The following is a 15,633-nucleotide window of genomic DNA, read 5'->3' as shown; positions in this document are numbered from 1 at the left end:
GCACACCCTACGCCACCCTCGTGCCCGTGGATCAGTCATATGGCGCCATCTGCGGGAGGGGACCGGCGCGCCGCCCCATCCCCATCCGGCACGAGACGCGAATATGATCCACCCACGCCGGGGCATCGTAAACCGGCCATGTTGAATGACGCGTCCCCTGCTGCGACACTGCCCCCGCCTCCCACCCGGGCGGCGGGTGAGGTGACGACGACCATGGGCAGCGACGCGGGCCAGGACGAGCGGGCAGGAGAGGCGCAGCCGCGCGCCCTCTGCGAGCAGACCAAGCAGATGCTCGCCGTGCGCGACGGGCGCGACCGGGCGGCATTCGGGGCCCTCTTCGATCACTACGCGCCGCGCCTGAAGGCCATGGCCATCCGCGGCGGTGCCACGCCGGCGCTGGCGGAGGACATCGTGCAGGACGTGATGCTCACCATCTGGCGCAAGGCGGCGCAGTACGATCCCGCCCGCGCGCCCGTTTCCGCCTGGATTTTCCGCATCGCCCGCAACCGGCAGATCGACATCGCCCGCCGCAGCCGGCGGCCCGAGCCCGAGGCGCTGGACAATGCGCCCGAGCCCGCCTCCGGCGATGCCGGCGCCGGGGACATCCTCGGGCTGGAGCAGGAGGCCGAGGCTTTGGGCCGCGCCCTCCTCGCGCTGACGCCCGAGCAGCGGGCCGTGATCGAGCGCGCTTACCTCGGCGATCTCACCCACAGCGAAATTCATGCCGAGACGGGCCTGCCCCTCGGCACCATCAAGTCGCGCATCCGCCTGGGGCTGGACCGGCTGCGCCACGAACTGAAAGACCTCCGGTCATGAACGCCATCACCCACCACCTGCCGGACGAGATCCTCGCCGCCTACGCGGGCGGCAGTCTCGACTATGCCTTCGAGCTGGTCGTCGCCGCCCACGTCTCGCTCTGCGATGAGTGCCGCGCGGCGCTGACCGCCCACGAGGCCGCCGGCGGCGCGGTGCTGGAGGAGGTGGGGGCCACTGCCGTCTCCCCCGAGCTGCGCAGCCGACTCTTCGCCGAGCTGGCCGGGCCCGAGCCGGAGGCTGCCGTGCCGACATGGCGCCGCCGCGGCCCCTATCCCGCGCCCGTCGTCGAGGCGCTGGAGGGGGCGGAGCCGCGCTGGCGCAGCCTCGGCAACGGCGCCCGGCAATGCATGCTGGAGGAGAGCGCGCGCGGCAGCGTGCGGCTTCTCTACATCCCGCCGGGGCAGGCGATGCCCGAGCACGGGCACCGCGGGCTGGAGCTGACTCTGGTGCTGCAGGGCGCCTACCGCGACGCCTCCGGCCGCTTCGGCCCCGGGGACGTGGCGGTGGAGGATGACGACGAGGGCCACCAGCCCATTGCCGAGCCGGGGGAGGTCTGCATCTGCCTCGCCGCCGCCGACGCGCCGCTGCACTTCCGTGGAATCGTGCCGCGTCTGGCGCAGAGGTTCTTCCGGATCTGACGCGATGGGGCCGGCAGTCCTGTCCTCGCCCGCCGATCTTCACTCTCTGTCAGCACCTGTCCGCTATTCGGGGCATCGCCAAACGGGGCGACGTCCCCTCGAAGGATAGGACAGACATGATTCTGCGCATTCTCCTGAGCGCCGCCACCGTCTCGGTCGCGGCTCACTCCGCTGCCGCTGCCGACATGACCGCCGAGCAGCAGGCTTTCTACGACGGGACGGTCGTGCCGATCGTCACCGACCCGATGGTGATCGAGGCGATCCTCGCCCACAATGCCGTCACGGCCGACTACAGCGCCGACGACATCGCCGAGTTCGACCGGCAATGGGCCGCCCAGGTGGGCCGCTCGGAAAGCCCGCTCGTCGACTCCGTGCTGGACACGCCCGTCTCCGATCTCCTGCGGGAGACGGTGAGCGAGGCGCAGGGCATCATCACGGAGCTCTTCGTGATGGATGCGCAGGGCCTCAACGTCGCCGCCAGCTCGGCCACCTCCGACTACTGGCAGGGCGACGAGGCCAAGCATGCCGAGACCTATGGCGCCGGCGCCGGCGCCTTCCACGTCAGCGAGGTGGAGTTCGACGAATCCTCGCAGGTCTACGCCATGCAGATCTCCTTCACCGTCGTCGACCCGGCGACCGACGCGCCCATCGGCGCCATCACCGTCGGCGTGAACGCCGCCGCGCTCGAATAACCATTTTCCCCGTCGGCCGGGCCAGATCGGGGGTCGCCGGCCGACCCGAGGACAGAAGCGAAAGGTCAAGACGTTGAGACAGAACATGGGCGGCCTGAATTTCATCACGGGCTCTGTATTCATGAAGGCCGCCGGCCTTTCGGCGGTGACGACGGCCATCGTCGTGGCCATCATGGCCTTCCTCTCCGCCGCCTCGACGACCGAGGTCGCGAAGGTCGGCATGCGCTTCAACGTGACAGAGATCTCGGCCTCGGAAGCGCACGTTCTCTCGGGGCATGTCCGCTTCGGCAATACCGAGGCCATCGAGGAAGAGCTCGACTACCATGTCGAGCGCGCCGGTGAGCATTTCGTCGGCATCGTCGTCTATGACGTCAACGGCGACGTCCTCGCGCAGCGCGGTGACATGACCGGCGGCCTGCAGCAGACGCTGGCCAGCATGAGCGCGGAGGCGCGGCAGTCCGCCACGCCCATCGTCGACGGCGATGGCTTCTGGATCGCGCGGCCCGTCCTGTTCGGGGGCGATGGCGAGGTGACAGGCGCCGTCGCCGTGGCATGGAAGCCCGATGCGATGCTCGCCTGGCTCGCCGGGGAGCAGCGGCAGACCTATGCCATCGTCGTCGGGGTGTTCCTGCTCCTGCTCGTGGTGAGCACCGAGCTGACGCGCCGCATGATCGGCCGCCCGCTGACGACGATCAACGCCTCGATCAACCGCGTGGCCGAAGGCGACTACGACACCCATGTTCCGCTGACGAACAAGACCGACGAGATCGGTGCCATCGCCCGCGCCCTCGACGCGATGGTCGGCCGGCTTTCCGCCGCCCGCGCCGCGGAGAACGAGCGTGAGGCGGCCCGCGCCGGGCAGGCAGCGGTGGTGGATCGGCTCGGCCGTGGCCTGACGGCGCTGGCCGAGGGCGACCTCACCCACCGGATCGACGGCGCGCTCGGCAGCGAGTACGAGCAGCTGCGCGCCGACTTCAACCGCGCCGTCGAGCGTCTCTCCGCCGCCATCGGGCAGGTCTACTCGGCCGCCAACTCGATCCGCGAAGGCATCGGCTCCGTCTCCGCCTCCTCCGACGATCTGTCGCGGCGGACGGAGAACCAGGCCGCCACGCTGGAGGAGACGGCCGCGGCGCTCGACGAGCTGACGACCTCCGTCCGCTCCGCCGCCGATGGCTCCCGCGAGGTGGAGAGCATCGTCACCGACGCCCGCACCCATGCCGAGAAGTCCGGCCAGGTGGTGCAGAGCGCGGTCGGCGCGATGACGAAGATCGAGAAAAGCTCCGAGCAGATCAGCCAGATCATTGGCGTCATCGACGACATCGCCTTCCAGACCAACCTTCTGGCGCTCAACGCCGGGGTCGAGGCGGCGCGCGCCGGCGAGGCGGGCAAGGGCTTCGCCGTGGTCGCCTCCGAGGTGCGGGTGCTGGCGCAGCGGACCTCCGATGCCGCCAAGGAGATCAAGGATCTCATCTCCGGCTCCTCCGCGCAGGTGGGCGAGGGCGTGCATCTGGTCGGCAAGGCCGGCGAGGCGCTGGGCTCCATCGTCGAGCGGGTCAGCCACATCTCCGAGCTGGTGACGGGCATCGCCGCCGGCACGGTGGAGCAGGCCAACTCGCTGGACGAGATCAACACCGGCGTCACCTCGCTGGATCAGGTCACCCAGCAGAACGCCGCCATGGTGGAAGAGAGCACGGCCGCCGCACATACGCTCTACGCCGACGCCGACCGGCTCGCCTCTCTGGTCGGGCAGTTCCGCATCGCCCAGGCCGGCCCCGGCGCCCACCGCGCCGCCGCCTGACCCGGCCCCCAGACCAGGCAGCGCCCCGCCTTCATCCGGCGGGGCGCTTTGCGTGGGCGAGTCACCGTTGCTTCGTGAGACGCGGGAGGGGCAGGGGGCGGGTCGATGAGTAAGTCTCGGACGTATGTGCAGAGAGAGCGGGCAGAGCGTCGCCGGCGCTGACCGGCCGATGCTGGCGCCCCTCCCGCAGGCCGGGCAGGGGGACCGGCCCCGCAGACCAGCGGTTGGCCACCCCCCTCCCGTCCGCAACGGCCTTATTTCCCTTGCCCCTGCGGCGCCCTGCGCCTATATCGACGCTGCCGAAGCGGCGGGACAGTCGCGGGCGGAGCGTGAGCAGGGTCGGGGGCACCGACCCTTTTTGTTTACGCCACCGCCCCTCCGCCAGCCTTGGCCAAATTCACCTGAAGACCCGCGGAGACAACCGCGTGGCCGGAAAAACGCACGAAAAGGAAACTGATTAGCCACATGGCTCAAGATACATCCATGGAGGAGTTCGAGGCCCTCCTGAACGAAAGCCTCGAAATGGACACGCCCAACGAGGGCAGTGTCGTCAAAGGCCGGGTCATCGCTGTCGAAGCGGGACAGGCCATCATCGACGTCGGCTACAAGATGGAAGGCCGCGTCGATCTCAAGGAATTCGCGAACCCCGGCGAGTCGCCCGACATCAATGTCGGCGATGAAGTCGAGGTGTATCTCCGCCAGGTTGAGAACGCCCGCGGCGAAGCCGTCATCTCCCGCGAGATGGCGCGCCGTGAAGAGGCGTGGGACCGGCTCGAGAAGGCCTATGCCGACGAAGAGCGCGTCGAAGGCGCCATCTTCGGCCGCGTCAAGGGCGGCTTCACCGTCGATCTCGGCGGCGCCGTGGCCTTCCTGCCCGGCTCCCAGGTCGACGTGCGCCCCGTGCGCGACGCGGGCCCGCTCATGGGCCTCAAGCAGCCCTTCCAGATCCTCAAGATGGATCGTCGCCGCGGCAACATCGTTGTCTCGCGCCGCGCCATCCTGGAAGAGTCCCGCGCCGAACAGCGCGCCGAAGTCATCGCCAACCTCACCGAGGGTCAGGCGGTGGACGGCGTGGTCAAGAACATCACCGAATACGGTGCGTTCGTTGATCTCGGCGGCGTCGACGGGCTGCTGCACGTGACCGACATGGCCTGGCGCCGTGTGAACCACCCCTCGGAGATCCTGTCGATCGGCGAGACCGTGAAGGTCCAGGTCATCAAGATCAACAAGGAGACGCACCGCATCTCGCTCGGCATGAAGCAGCTTCAGGCCGACCCGTGGGATACGGTCGAGCAGAAGTTCGCTCTGGGCTCGGTGCACACCGGCCGCGTCACCAACATCACCGATTACGGCGCCTTCGTGGAGCTGGAGCCCGGTGTCGAAGGCCTGGTTCACGTCTCGGAAATGTCCTGGACGAAGAAGAACGTGCACCCCGGCAAGATCGTCTCCACCTCGCAGGAAGTGGATGTCATGGTCCTCGAGATCGACAGCGCCAAGCGCCGTGTCTCGCTCGGCCTGAAGCAGACGATGCGCAACCCGTGGGAAGTCTTCGCCGAGACGCACCCGGCGGGCACCGAAGTCGAGGGCGAGGTGAAGAACATCACCGAGTTCGGCCTCTTCATCGGCCTTCCGGGCGATATCGACGGCATGGTTCACCTCTCCGATCTCAGCTGGGATCAGCGCGGCGAGCAGGCCATCCAGGAGTATCGCAAGGGCGACATCGTCAAGGCGAAGGTCTCCGAGGTCGATATCGAGAAGGAGCGCATCTCGCTCTCCATCAAGGAGCTTGGCGAGGATCCGTTCGCCGAGGCGATCGGCGGCGTGAAGCGCGGCTCGATCGTCACCGTCGAGGTGACGAAGATCGAAGATGGCGGGATCGAGGTGGAGTACGAGGGCATGAAGTCCTTCATCCGCCGCTCCGACCTGTCGCGTGATCGCTCCGAGCAGCGGCCCGAGCGGTTCCAGCCCGGTGACAAGGTCGACGTGCGCGTGACGCAGGTCGACTCCAAGACCCGCAAGCTGGGCCTGTCGATCAAGGCCCGCGAGATCGCCGAAGAGAAGGAAGCGGTCGAGCAGTACGGCTCCTCCGACTCCGGCGCCTCGCTCGGCGACATCCTCGGCGCGGCCCTGCGCGGCAACGACGACCAGTAAATCCTCGGGCCTCGGCCCGAACGGGAAGCCCCGCGCCGGAGACGGCGCGGGGCTTTTTCTTTGTCGGGGGGCGTCAGCGGGTCTGCCGCCGCGCCTTCTTGCCGCGCGCCACCTCCGTCTCGATGGCGGCGAGTTTCGGCTCCCAGACGGCGCGGAAGCGGCTGAGCCAGGCGTCCACCTCGGCGAGGGGGGCCGGGTCGAGGGTGTAGATGCGGCGTGTGCCCTCGGGCGTGACGGTGGCAAAGCCGGCCTCCCGCAGGACCCGCAGGTGCTGCGAGACCGCCGCCTGCGTGATGCCATGCTCGGCGCGGATCACCTCCACGATCTGGCCGGAGGTCAGCGCGTCCTCCGCCAGGAGCTCGAGGATGCGGCGGCGGACGGGATCCCCCAGGATGTCGAAGGCCCCCATCAGGCGCCCGGCGGCTGCTCGCCGGTATAGAAGGCGGCCGTAGCGGCGGCGCGGCGACGGGCGTTGTCGGCGCTCTCGCCGCCGGCCTCGTCCGCCGTGCCCCAGCTCTCCGCCGAGCCGGTGATGAAGGCGCGGCCGTCCGGCTGCAGGTGGAAGCTGCTCTCGTCCGGCTTCTCTGCCGAGGGATCGGAGAGGTGCAAGGCGAGGCCGAGAAGCGCGAGATCCCAGCCCACGCCAACGGCGCCGGGGCCGAACTGATCCCAGAAGGGGCTGACGAAGGCGGTGTGCACGAGCGTCAGCCGGGTCTGCTCCGGCCCCAGCTCCTCCAGCGTGACGGAGACCCAGCTGATCTCCTCGCCCATCTCCCACGTCAGCTCCAGCCTTCGGGGCGGGGCACATTCGAGGATCTTGCCGCCGGCATTGCCCTGCACCTTGAAACGGCCGCCAAGTTTGAACTCGCCCTCCACGGGGGCGAACCAGCGGGGCAGGCGCTCGGGGCTTGTCAGCACCTCCCAGAGGTCGGCGGCATCGGTGTTATAGGGGCGGGCGAGGGTGACGGCCTTCGCCTCGCGTCCCTCGCGGGTCAGGCTCACGACGGATCGCTCGACATGGCCCAGGTGATCTGCAAATCTCATCTAATATTACTCCAAAAGAATTCTCTTATATTAGTGTCGGCTAATACTTCGTGCAAGCACCGCGGGCGAATCACAGCCGCCTTACTGCACTGCGGCATTCTGCCGCAGGCGCCGCGCGTCGGCCTTCGCAGGGCGAAATGCACGGCAAAGCGAATTTATTCCCCAAAATCACGGCACAATGGGCGCCAGCGGCCCTTTGAGGTGGCCGGGTTTCGCCCTATAGTTGGTTGGGTAGAACGACAAAAACACGTCTGCCACAGATCCGACGGAGGCGCCGCCAATGATCCGGTCAGAGCTGATCCAGAAGATCGCTGACGAAAATCCCCACCTCTACCAGCGTGATGTCGAGAAGATCGTGAACACGATCTTCGAGCAGATCACCTCGGCGCTGTCGGAGGGCGACAGGGTGGAACTGCGCGGCTTCGGCGCCTTCTCCGTCAAGAAGCGCGACCCCCGGACGGGCCGCAACCCCCGGACGGGTGAAGCCGTGGCGGTGGAGGAGAAGTACGTCCCCTTCTTCAAGACCGGCAAGCTGTTGCGCGACCGGCTCAACGGCAAGTAGGATCAGCGCCATGAAAACCATTCGTTATGCCTTCTGGGGTATCGTTGCGCTGTGCCTGATTGCGATCGGCATCGCCAACCGTGGGCTCGTAACCGTGCGCGCCATGCCGGAGACGTTGAGCGACCTGCTCGGGGTCTCCCCCGATATCGAGGTGCCGCTCTTTGTCGTCATCTTCCTCGGCGTGGCCGCGGGCCTGCTGATCGGCTTCCTGTGGGAGTGGATCCGCGAGTCGCGCTACCGCTCGGAGATGCGGCGCCGCGGCCGCGAGGCCGATGCGCTCCGCCAGGAGGTCGGGCGCCTGAAGGTCGAGAAGCACGAAGGCAAGGACGAGGTGCTGGCGCTGCTCGAATAGGGGCTGAACGCGGTGGGCCCCGCTCAAGGGCCCCTCTCGCCTCTCTAGAAGCCGCATGGCAGCGGCAGTCCTTTTCAAAGTTGTTCTGGTTTCATACATCGCCCTCGTGAGCATCCGGCTGAAAATATGCGGGCTTCGCGAGGCGGAGCATGTGGTGGCGGCGGCCGAGGCGGGCGCCGCCTATTTCGGCTTCGTCTTCTTCCCCCGCTCGCCCCGCAACGTCTCCGCCCAAGAGGCGCGGATGTTGGCGGGCGAGGTGCCAATGGGGCGCATGAAGGTCGGCCTCTTCGTCAATCCATCGGATGAGCTGCTGGCCTCCGTGCTCGATGCCGCGCCGCTCGACATGATCCAGCTGCACGGCGCCGAGCCGCCCGAACGGGTGGCCGAGGTGCGCGGCCTGACGGGGCTGCCGGTCATGAAAGCCGTCGGCGTCGCGGAGGCCGCCGACCTTGCGCTGCTGGAGGCGCAGGCTGCGGTGGCGGACCAGCTGCTCGTCGATGCCAAGGCGCCAAAGGGCGCAGCGCTGCCGGGCGGCAACGGCGTGGCCTTCGACTGGCGGCTGATCGCCAACCGCCGCTGGCCCGTTCCATGGATGCTCGCAGGCGGGCTGACGGCGCAGAACGTGGCAGAGGCGGTGCGGCTGACGGGCGCGCGGCAGGTGGATGTCTCCTCAGGTGTCGAGTCGGCGCCGGGCCAGAAGGACAGCGCCCGCATCCACGCCTTCGCCCGCGCCCTCGGCGCGGACGCCGCCCCATGACGAGGCAGGCCATCCTGCATCTGGGGATGCACAAGACCGGCACCACGACGCTTCAGCACCGCCTCGCCGGCTACGACGACGGCGAGACGCGCTACCTCGATCTCGGCTACTCCAACCATTCCATCCCGCTGAAGCTCGCCTATCTCGACGAGCCGCCGCGCGGCTTTTACGCCAGCGACGACGAGTCCGACTGGCCGGCGGAGCGTGCAGCGGCCCGAGAGAAGATCGACGCCGCCCTCCGCGCCGCCGCGCCCGCCAGCGTCATCCTCTCGGGGGAGGAGCTGTCGACCTTCCCGCCCGGGCTCTTCCGGCCCAAGCTGATGTCGCACCTGAGGCGCCATGTCTCCGATATCCGCGCCATCGGCTACGTGCGCGACCCGTCGAGCTTCATGGCCTCCGACTTCGGGCAGCGGGTGCAGGCCGGCTTCCGCCAGTTCCGCCTCAGCCGGCTCTACCCGCGTTACCGCTTCCGCTTTCAGGGCTGGGTGCACGTCATGCGCGAGTCGGGGCGCGAGGCGGAGTTGACGCTCTATGACCCCGCCGCCTATCCCGGCGGCGACGTGGTGGCCGATTTCGTCGCCCGCGTCGGGCTGGATGCGGAGCGTGTGCCGCCGACCGCCACCTACGCCAACCCCTCGCTGACAGCGGAAGGCGCGGCCGTCTTCTATGCTTGGCGCCACAAGGACGGGCCGAGCCCGCTGAGGGGCGCCGAGCAGCAGGCGCAGATCGATCTCGTCAACCTGATGTACGGCTTCGGGCGCAACCCGATCCGCCTCGCGCCGGAGACGCTGGAGCACTTCCTGCAGGCGCATGGCGACGATCTGGAGTGGATCCAGGAGAGGATTGGCCGCCCCTTCCCGCCGGCGAAGGAGGGGCCGGTGATGTTCCGCGACAGCGACCACATCGTCTCCTACGCTGGCAGCCTCGGGCCGGAGCTGGCGGAGTGGCTGTTCGAGAAGGGGCTGGAGCCGGTGAACAAGGGCCGCAACGTGCCGGCGCTGATGCGCGGCGCGGTGCTGCAGATCCTCGGGGTGGAGACGAGCCGGGCCAACCGCCTCCGCTACCGGTGGGACATCTACAAGCGCAACCGCGAGGCGGATCGCCGCGCCAGGGCCGACCGGCTGCGCCGGGAGGCGGAGCGGGCAGCGGCGGCCGCCGCCCAGCCCGCGAACAGCACCGGGAGCTAGCCCCGCTTGCCGGCGGGCGCCGGGCGGCCTAGTGTGCCGGGCGGCGCGCCGACCCTTCTTGAGGCCGCCCCCAGACGAGGAGAGGCCCCATGCCCGACGATCGCATCAACTCCTTCACGCAGGGCCCGGACGAGACGGGCCGCTTCGGCATTTTCGGTGGCCGCTTCGTCTCCGAAACGCTGATGCCGCTCATCCTCGAGCTGCAGGAAGAATACGAGAAGGCGAAGACGGATGAGTCCTTCTGGGCGCAGATGGACGATCTGTGGGAGCATTACGTCGGCCGCCCCTCTCCGCTCTATTACGCCGAGCGGATGACGGAGCATCTGGGCGGCGCCAAGATCTACTTCAAGCGCGATGAGCTGAACCACACAGGCGCGCACAAGATCAACAACGTGCTCGGGCAGATCCTGCTCGCGCGCCGCATGGGCAAGAACCGCATCATCGCCGAGACTGGCGCCGGCCAGCACGGCGTGGCGACGGCGACCGTCTGCGCCAAGTTCGGACTGAAATGCGTCGTCTACATGGGCGCGCATGATGTCGAGCGGCAGAAGCCCAACGTCTTCCGCATGAAGCTGCTGGGCGCCGAGGTGATCCCCGTCACCTCCGGCCGCGGCACGCTGAAGGATGCGATGAACGACGCGATGCGCGACTGGGTGACCAACGTGCGCGACACCTTCTACTGCATCGGCACCGTCGCCGGCCCGCACCCGTATCCGGCCATGGTTCGCGACTTCCAGTCGATCATCGGCACCGAGGCCAAGGCGCAAATGCTGAAGGCCGAGGGCCGCCTGCCAGACATCATCACCGCGGCCATCGGCGGCGGCTCCAACGCCATGGGGCTGTTCTACCCGTTCCTCGATGACCCGTCGGTGCGGATCATCGGCGTCGAGGCCGGCGGCAAGGGGGTGGACGAGACGATGCAGCACTGCGCCTCCCTCACCGGCGGGCGCCCGGGCGTGCTGCATGGCAACCGAACGTACCTCTTGCAGGACGATGACGGGCAGATCCTCGAGGGCTTCTCCATCTCCGCCGGGCTCGATTACCCCGGCATCGGGCCGGAGCATGCGTGGCTGCACGATACGGGCCGGGCGGAATACGTCTCCATCACCGACAAGGAGGCGCTGGAGGCCTTCAAGCTCTGCACCGAGCTGGAAGGGATCATCCCGGCGCTGGAGCCGTGCCATGCGCTGGCCCACGTCATGAAGATCGCCCCCGACCTGCCGGCCGAGACGCTGATCTGCATGAACATGTGCGGCCGGGGCGACAAGGACATCTTCACCGTCGCCAAGCACCTCGGGGTGGAGCTCTAGGGCTCCACACCTCCGCCTCACGGCAGCGTTCGAGAGAGTCACGCCCGCTTGAGGCGCGCAACGATGCGGCGCGGCGCCCGTTGGTTTGGCAACCGCGGTCGGGAGACGCCCGGCCGCGACACCTGAACCAACAGACAGGAGGAACCGGCATGAAGACGCTTTTCCTCACGACCGCTGCCACCGCCCTCGCCGCCACCGCGGCCACCGCTCAATCTGACATGGAGCCCTCCATGGGCATGAGCGCGCCGACCTATGGTGAGAACTCCGTCGCCTTCTCCGACGTCGTGGCCACCAACGACGGATACCTCGTGCTGCAGGAGGTCGACGAGATGGGTGAACCCATCGCCGACCGCTATTTCAGTGCCCCGATTACCGCTGGCGCCAACGACGAGGTGACGGTCGAGCTGCCCGAAGGTCTGAACAGCGGCTCGCGCTACACCGCCTCGCTCTACGAGGAGTCGGGCGACAACGCGATGTTCGACTACGACGGCGACATGGCTGACACGCCTGTCATGATGGACGGCCAGCCGCTCATGGCGCGCTACAACTACGATGGCGAGTTCTTCGTCGATGACGAGGAGACGCCGATCAACGCGCAGGCTGTCATGGAAGACGACGCCACCGCCGGTGTCGAGCCGGTGGACGAGATGGCCGAGGACGAGATGAGCGACGACATGGACATGTCGGGCGCGCCGATGGTGGATGTGTCGGACGTGATGTTCGATGGCGACACCGCGACCTTCTCGACCGTCATGGCCGATGTCGATGGCTATCTGGTCATCCACGCGGTTGAAGACGGCGAAACTTTGGTTCCCCAGTCGCTGGGCCACACCTGGGTCACCGCCGGTGAAAACACCGACGTCGCCGTGACCATCGACTACGACTACGTGGAAGGCGAGGACTACGTCGCCATGCTCCACGAGGAGACGAACGGGAATGAGACCTACGAGTTCGGCATCGACCGGACCGACGTCGACACGCCCGTGACGGTGGATGGCGAGGTGGTCGCCGAGCAGTTCACCCGGTAATCTACCCGGACGACTGGCGCCCCGGCGCCACGACGAAAAGCCGCCGCTCCCTACCCGGGGGGCGGCGGTTTTCCTTTGCCAGCCTGTTCACGTGGCCGTCAGATGTCTTTCCCCCATGGCGTCGCGCCCCAGGCTTTTGCGAAAGCTGACAGGAAAGGAAGAGACATGAAACTCCACCAGATCCTCGCCGCCGGCACGCTGGCCCTCGCCGCCGGCACCGCCAGCGCCCAGACGCTCTTCACCGACATCGATACTGATTCCGACGGCATGCTGACGATGGCCGAGCTGGAAGCGGTCTTCGGCGCCGATGCCGCCATGGCCTTCGTGAATGCGCGGGACGCCGACGCCGACGGCATGGTCACCGCCGACGAGATCCGCATGGCGACGATGGGCGACACCATGATGGCAGACGACATGGCGGGCGATGACATGATCGCGGATGACGACATGATGTCGGGCGACATGGCAGATGACGGCATGATGGACGACGCCATGATGGGCGAGAACGCCGCCGAGATGGCTCAGGACATGTAAATCCCGCGGGGCCGGGCGGCTGAGGCTGCCCAGCCCCTATTCGGCGCGGGCGGCGTGGCCCTCCAGCACCGCCATCGGCACGATCTCCAGCGCCCGGCGATGCGTGGCGGCGAGGTCGACGCGGGGCGCACAGCCCTCGTCATGGGCCTGCATGAAGCGCGCGGCGCAGAGGCACCACTTGTCGCCGGGGTTGAGCCCGGCGAAGCCGAACTCCGGCCGAGGCGTCGAGAGGTCGTTGCCGACGTATTTCGAGAAGGCGAGGAATTCCGCCGTCATCACCGCGCAGACGGTATGGCTGCCGCTATCCTCCATGCAGGTGTTGCAGTGCCCGTCGCGGAAGAAGCCGGTCAGCGGCTCTCGCGAGCAGGGGTGCAGCGCCTCGCCGAGGACGTTGACGGGAAAGTCGGGCTCCATGTCTCGCTCCTTCAGAAGGTCGGGTGCGCGGTCATCATTCGGCAGGTAGGGCACCTTGCCAGTCGATCCAGCGGCCGTGGAAGTCGACGCGGGCGAGGAGGTGGTCCTCCTCCGCCCCGCCATCCCAGAGCCGCAGGCGCAGCCCGGCGCCGGGCCGCCCGCCATCCTGCTCCATCGCCAGCCACGCCAGCGGCGCCTCCGCCGTCGCGCGGGCGCCGGCGCCCCGAATCGCCGCCTCGGCGCGCTCCTGCACGGGGGCCGGGAAGTACTGCCAGGCGATGGTGTGGTAGATCAGGTGCCAGTGGCCGGGGCGCGGCTCGGCGAGGCGCGCCTCGATCCAGTCCGCCGCGTCGGCCTTGTCGACCCGTGCGGGCGGCAACGTCAGCGCCGCCTCGGTCAGCTCCAGCCGCTCTGGCTGGTCGGGCCAGAGGTAGGAGAGCAGGCGCAGCCTGTCCTCCACCGGATCGATGGGGCTGAGGTCCGCCCCCGCGCCGCCTGCCACCTCGATGGGGGAGACGATCGGCGCCTCTCCCCGCCACTCCGGCGTCAGCACGAGGGCGGGGTCGGGGGCGCCGATGCGGCCCGCCGGCGTCTCCAGCGCGAACTCGCCGAAATGCAGGTTCAGGCCCGCCGAGGCGCCGAGCTCGGAGAGCGTGAGGGGCAGGGCGCGGCGGGCGGAAAGCCATGCGGCAGCGGGCAATAGCGCACAGGAGCGGCGCACCTCGTTGGTCTGTGGCGGGCTGTGGATAAAACCGTGGATGAACTCCGCCTCCGCCTCCAAAGCGTGGGAGAGCGCGGCGGCCAGCGTCGGGTCATCGGCGGCTTCCGGTGGGTAGACCTTCGCCAGCCCGGCGCGGCCCTGCAACCGCAGCGCGTGAAGCGCGCCGCAGAGGCGTAGCGGCACGGACTGACCTCGCGGGCCGAGATCGCCCTCCATGCCCGCCACACGCTCCAGCAGCGGCGCGGGCAGCAGGCCGGGGAGCAGGCGGCAGAGCCGGCCCATGAAGGGCGAGCCGAGATCCTCGCAGGCATGCGCTTGAAAATCAAAGGCTTGCGCGAGGCGCTCGGTCAGGTCTCCCGTCACTTGAACATCCCCTTGAGCCGGTAGAACGGGGTCTTGTTCTCCGCCGGCTTGGGTGGCTTCTTCGCCGGCTTGGGCGCGGGCGGCGGACTCTCCCCCGCCGGCGGCTCGGCCTTCGAGCCGTTGCGCGCCGGGTTCAGCCGCCGGTTGACGGCGTTGAGGAAGCCCGGCCCGTCGCCTTTCGCCAGCGCCTCCGCCCCGTCGGCGCATCCGCGGATCATGTCGTCCAGCCAGTCCTCGTCGGCCTTGGGGAAATCGTGCAGCACGTAGCCCGGCACGGCCTCCTTCCGGCCCGGATGGCCGACGCCCATGCGCACCCGCCCGTAGGCCTCGCCGACATGCTGGTGGATCGAGCGCAGGCCGTTGTGCCCCGCATGCCCGCCGCCCTGCTTGAGCTTCAGTTTGCCGGGGGCGAGGTCGATCTCGTCATGGAAGACGGTCAGGTCCTCCGGCCCCAGCTTGTAGAAGCGCAGCGCCTCGCCGACCGACTGGCCGGAGAGGTTCATAAACGTCTCCGGCTTGAGCAGCAGCACCTTTTCGCCGCCGAGGACCCCCTCGGAGACGGAGCCCTGAAAGCGCCCACGCCAGGGCGAGAAGCCATGGGCGGAGGCAATCTCCTCCACCGCCATGAAGCCGATATTGTGCCGGTTGCGGGCGTATTTGGCGCCCGGATTGCCGAGACCTGCAAAGAGTTTCATAGGACAGGTTTACGACGCCGCGCCGCGCTGCGCCAGATGCGGCGCCAGCGAGCGCAGCCAATGGCGGATCGCGGGCGCCGTGTCGGCCGCCGCTCGCTCCAGCGCCGCGGCGTCCCATGCCCGCTCCGGCGCCAGTGTCTCGAGCCACGCCAGCCGCTCCTCCTCCTGCGCTGGCGTGAGGGGGAGGCCGGCGGCGGAGAGGAGGAAGCGGTGCAGCGCCTGCACCTCGCGCATCGCCGCGAAGGCGCGGATCATCGGGCCGGTGAGCGCCGCCTCCTGTTGCCAGCTGCGGCCGGCGAAGACCTCCTGCACCACGCGCTGCCCGGCGCCGGCGCAGTCATAGGCGGCGCAGCCGGGAAAACCGGCGTCGGGCAGGCGGTCGTGGATGGAGCAGGCGTGGCCCGAGAGGTTGGGGCAGGGGGTGCCGGCGGGCTTGTCGATGGCGAAGTGCGGGCCCTCGTCGAGGGCCAGCGCCATGCAGCACAGGGCCGCGCAGCGGGAGCAATCGGCCTCGAAGTGCGGGCCGGAAACGGCAGCGGGGCCCGAAGGCCCCGCGCGATTGTCAGCCATG

Annotated in this window: 18 protein-coding genes; 12 read left to right on the top strand and 6 right to left on the bottom strand. The window is 68.7% G+C overall.

What is annotated here, in order from left to right; all coding sequences use genetic code 11:
- Positions 1-138 precede the first annotated feature (138 nt).
- The 5 genes from GY170_RS10750 to rpsA all read left to right on the top strand — a co-directional run bounded on the left by GY170_RS10750 (position 139) and on the right by rpsA (position 6,095).
- On the top strand, positions 139-816 hold the full coding sequence (locus GY170_RS10750; RefSeq protein ID WP_408003755.1) for a sigma-70 family RNA polymerase sigma factor: 678 nt from the start codon (positions 139-141) through the stop codon (positions 814-816).
- Positions 813-1,454, top strand: a complete 642-nt coding sequence (locus GY170_RS10745; protein ID WP_163893351.1) for a ChrR family anti-sigma-E factor — start codon at positions 813-815, stop codon at positions 1,452-1,454. The genes GY170_RS10750 and GY170_RS10745 overlap by 4 nt, the downstream gene beginning before the upstream one ends.
- Positions 1,455-1,570: 116 nt before the next feature.
- Positions 1,571-2,146, top strand: coding sequence for a hypothetical protein (locus GY170_RS10740; RefSeq protein WP_163893316.1), 576 nt, complete (start codon positions 1,571-1,573; stop codon positions 2,144-2,146).
- 85 nt (positions 2,147-2,231) lie between these two features.
- Positions 2,232-3,944, top strand: a complete 1,713-nt coding sequence (locus tag GY170_RS10735) for a methyl-accepting chemotaxis protein (RefSeq protein WP_163893313.1) — start codon at positions 2,232-2,234, stop codon at positions 3,942-3,944.
- Positions 3,945-4,409: 465 nt separating this feature from the next.
- A complete protein-coding gene (gene rpsA / locus GY170_RS10730) occupies positions 4,410-6,095 on the top strand; it encodes a 30S ribosomal protein S1 (protein WP_163893310.1) in 1,686 nt (561 codons plus the stop codon).
- Positions 6,096-6,168: 73 nt separating this feature from the next.
- Here the strand turns inward: rpsA and GY170_RS10725 are convergent, their stop codons facing one another.
- Positions 6,169-6,504 carry an ArsR/SmtB family transcription factor gene (locus GY170_RS10725; RefSeq protein WP_163893307.1) on the bottom strand — a complete coding sequence of 112 codons (336 nt, stop codon included), beginning with the start codon at positions 6,502-6,504 and terminating at the stop codon, positions 6,169-6,171.
- Positions 6,504-7,097 carry an SRPBCC family protein gene (locus GY170_RS10720; RefSeq protein WP_209316612.1) on the bottom strand — a complete coding sequence of 198 codons (594 nt, stop codon included), beginning with the start codon at positions 7,095-7,097 and terminating at the stop codon, positions 6,504-6,506. Before GY170_RS10720 ends, GY170_RS10725 begins: the two co-directional genes overlap by 1 nt.
- A gap of 322 nt (positions 7,098-7,419) precedes the next feature.
- Here GY170_RS10720 and ihfB point away from each other — a divergent pair, with 322 nt between their 5' ends.
- From ihfB to GY170_RS10685, 7 genes are all read left to right on the top strand, one after another.
- A complete protein-coding gene (ihfB, locus tag GY170_RS10715) occupies positions 7,420-7,701 on the top strand; it encodes an integration host factor subunit beta (RefSeq protein ID WP_163893300.1) in 282 nt (93 codons plus the stop codon).
- Between the two features lie 10 nt (positions 7,702-7,711).
- Positions 7,712-8,053 carry a lipopolysaccharide assembly protein LapA domain-containing protein gene (locus tag GY170_RS10710; protein WP_163893297.1) on the top strand — a complete coding sequence of 114 codons (342 nt, stop codon included), beginning with the start codon at positions 7,712-7,714 and terminating at the stop codon, positions 8,051-8,053.
- A 55-nt stretch (positions 8,054-8,108) separates the two neighbouring features.
- On the top strand, positions 8,109-8,810 hold the full coding sequence (locus GY170_RS10705) for a phosphoribosylanthranilate isomerase (protein ID WP_163893294.1): 702 nt from the start codon (positions 8,109-8,111) through the stop codon (positions 8,808-8,810).
- On the top strand, positions 8,807-9,997 hold the full coding sequence (locus GY170_RS10700) for a hypothetical protein (RefSeq protein ID WP_163893291.1): 1,191 nt from the start codon (positions 8,807-8,809) through the stop codon (positions 9,995-9,997). Before GY170_RS10705 ends, GY170_RS10700 begins: the two co-directional genes overlap by 4 nt.
- A gap of 89 nt (positions 9,998-10,086) precedes the next feature.
- Positions 10,087-11,307, top strand: coding sequence for a tryptophan synthase subunit beta (gene trpB / locus GY170_RS10695; protein ID WP_163893288.1), 1,221 nt, complete (start codon positions 10,087-10,089; stop codon positions 11,305-11,307).
- Positions 11,308-11,456: 149 nt separating this feature from the next.
- The gene (locus GY170_RS10690; RefSeq protein WP_163893285.1) at positions 11,457-12,335 is read left to right on the top strand and encodes a DUF7282 domain-containing protein; all 879 of its coding nucleotides are present in this window, start codon (positions 11,457-11,459) and stop codon (positions 12,333-12,335) included.
- Positions 12,336-12,500: 165 nt separating this feature from the next.
- Positions 12,501-12,869: a hypothetical protein gene (locus tag GY170_RS10685; protein WP_163893282.1), complete on the top strand. Its 369-nt coding sequence runs from the start codon at positions 12,501-12,503 to the stop codon at positions 12,867-12,869.
- A gap of 36 nt (positions 12,870-12,905) precedes the next feature.
- Here the strand turns inward: GY170_RS10685 and GY170_RS10680 are convergent, their stop codons facing one another.
- The 4 genes from GY170_RS10680 to GY170_RS10665 are packed head-to-tail and all read right to left on the bottom strand — an operon-like array spanning position 12,906 to position 15,632.
- On the bottom strand, positions 12,906-13,283 hold the full coding sequence (locus tag GY170_RS10680) for a DUF2237 family protein (RefSeq protein WP_163893279.1): 378 nt from the start codon (positions 13,281-13,283) through the stop codon (positions 12,906-12,908).
- A gap of 34 nt (positions 13,284-13,317) precedes the next feature.
- On the bottom strand, positions 13,318-14,367 hold the full coding sequence (locus tag GY170_RS10675; RefSeq protein WP_163893276.1) for a DUF2332 domain-containing protein: 1,050 nt from the start codon (positions 14,365-14,367) through the stop codon (positions 13,318-13,320).
- Positions 14,364-15,062, bottom strand: coding sequence for an aminoacyl-tRNA hydrolase (pth, locus tag GY170_RS10670; protein ID WP_163893274.1), 699 nt, complete (start codon positions 15,060-15,062; stop codon positions 14,364-14,366). Before pth ends, GY170_RS10675 begins: the two co-directional genes overlap by 4 nt.
- A 9-nt stretch (positions 15,063-15,071) precedes the next feature.
- Positions 15,072-15,632: a hypothetical protein gene (locus GY170_RS10665; protein ID WP_163893271.1), complete on the bottom strand. Its 561-nt coding sequence runs from the start codon at positions 15,630-15,632 to the stop codon at positions 15,072-15,074.
- Between the last annotated feature and the right edge of the window lies 1 nt (position 15,633).

This window comes from Pseudoroseicyclus tamaricis (assembly GCF_012070395.1).
In the GTDB taxonomy this organism is placed as follows: domain Bacteria; phylum Pseudomonadota; class Alphaproteobacteria; order Rhodobacterales; family Rhodobacteraceae; genus Pseudoroseicyclus_A; species Pseudoroseicyclus_A tamaricis.
The sequence above is the reverse complement of the archived record's forward strand: the minus strand, read 5'-3'. Positions and strand labels throughout refer to the sequence as shown.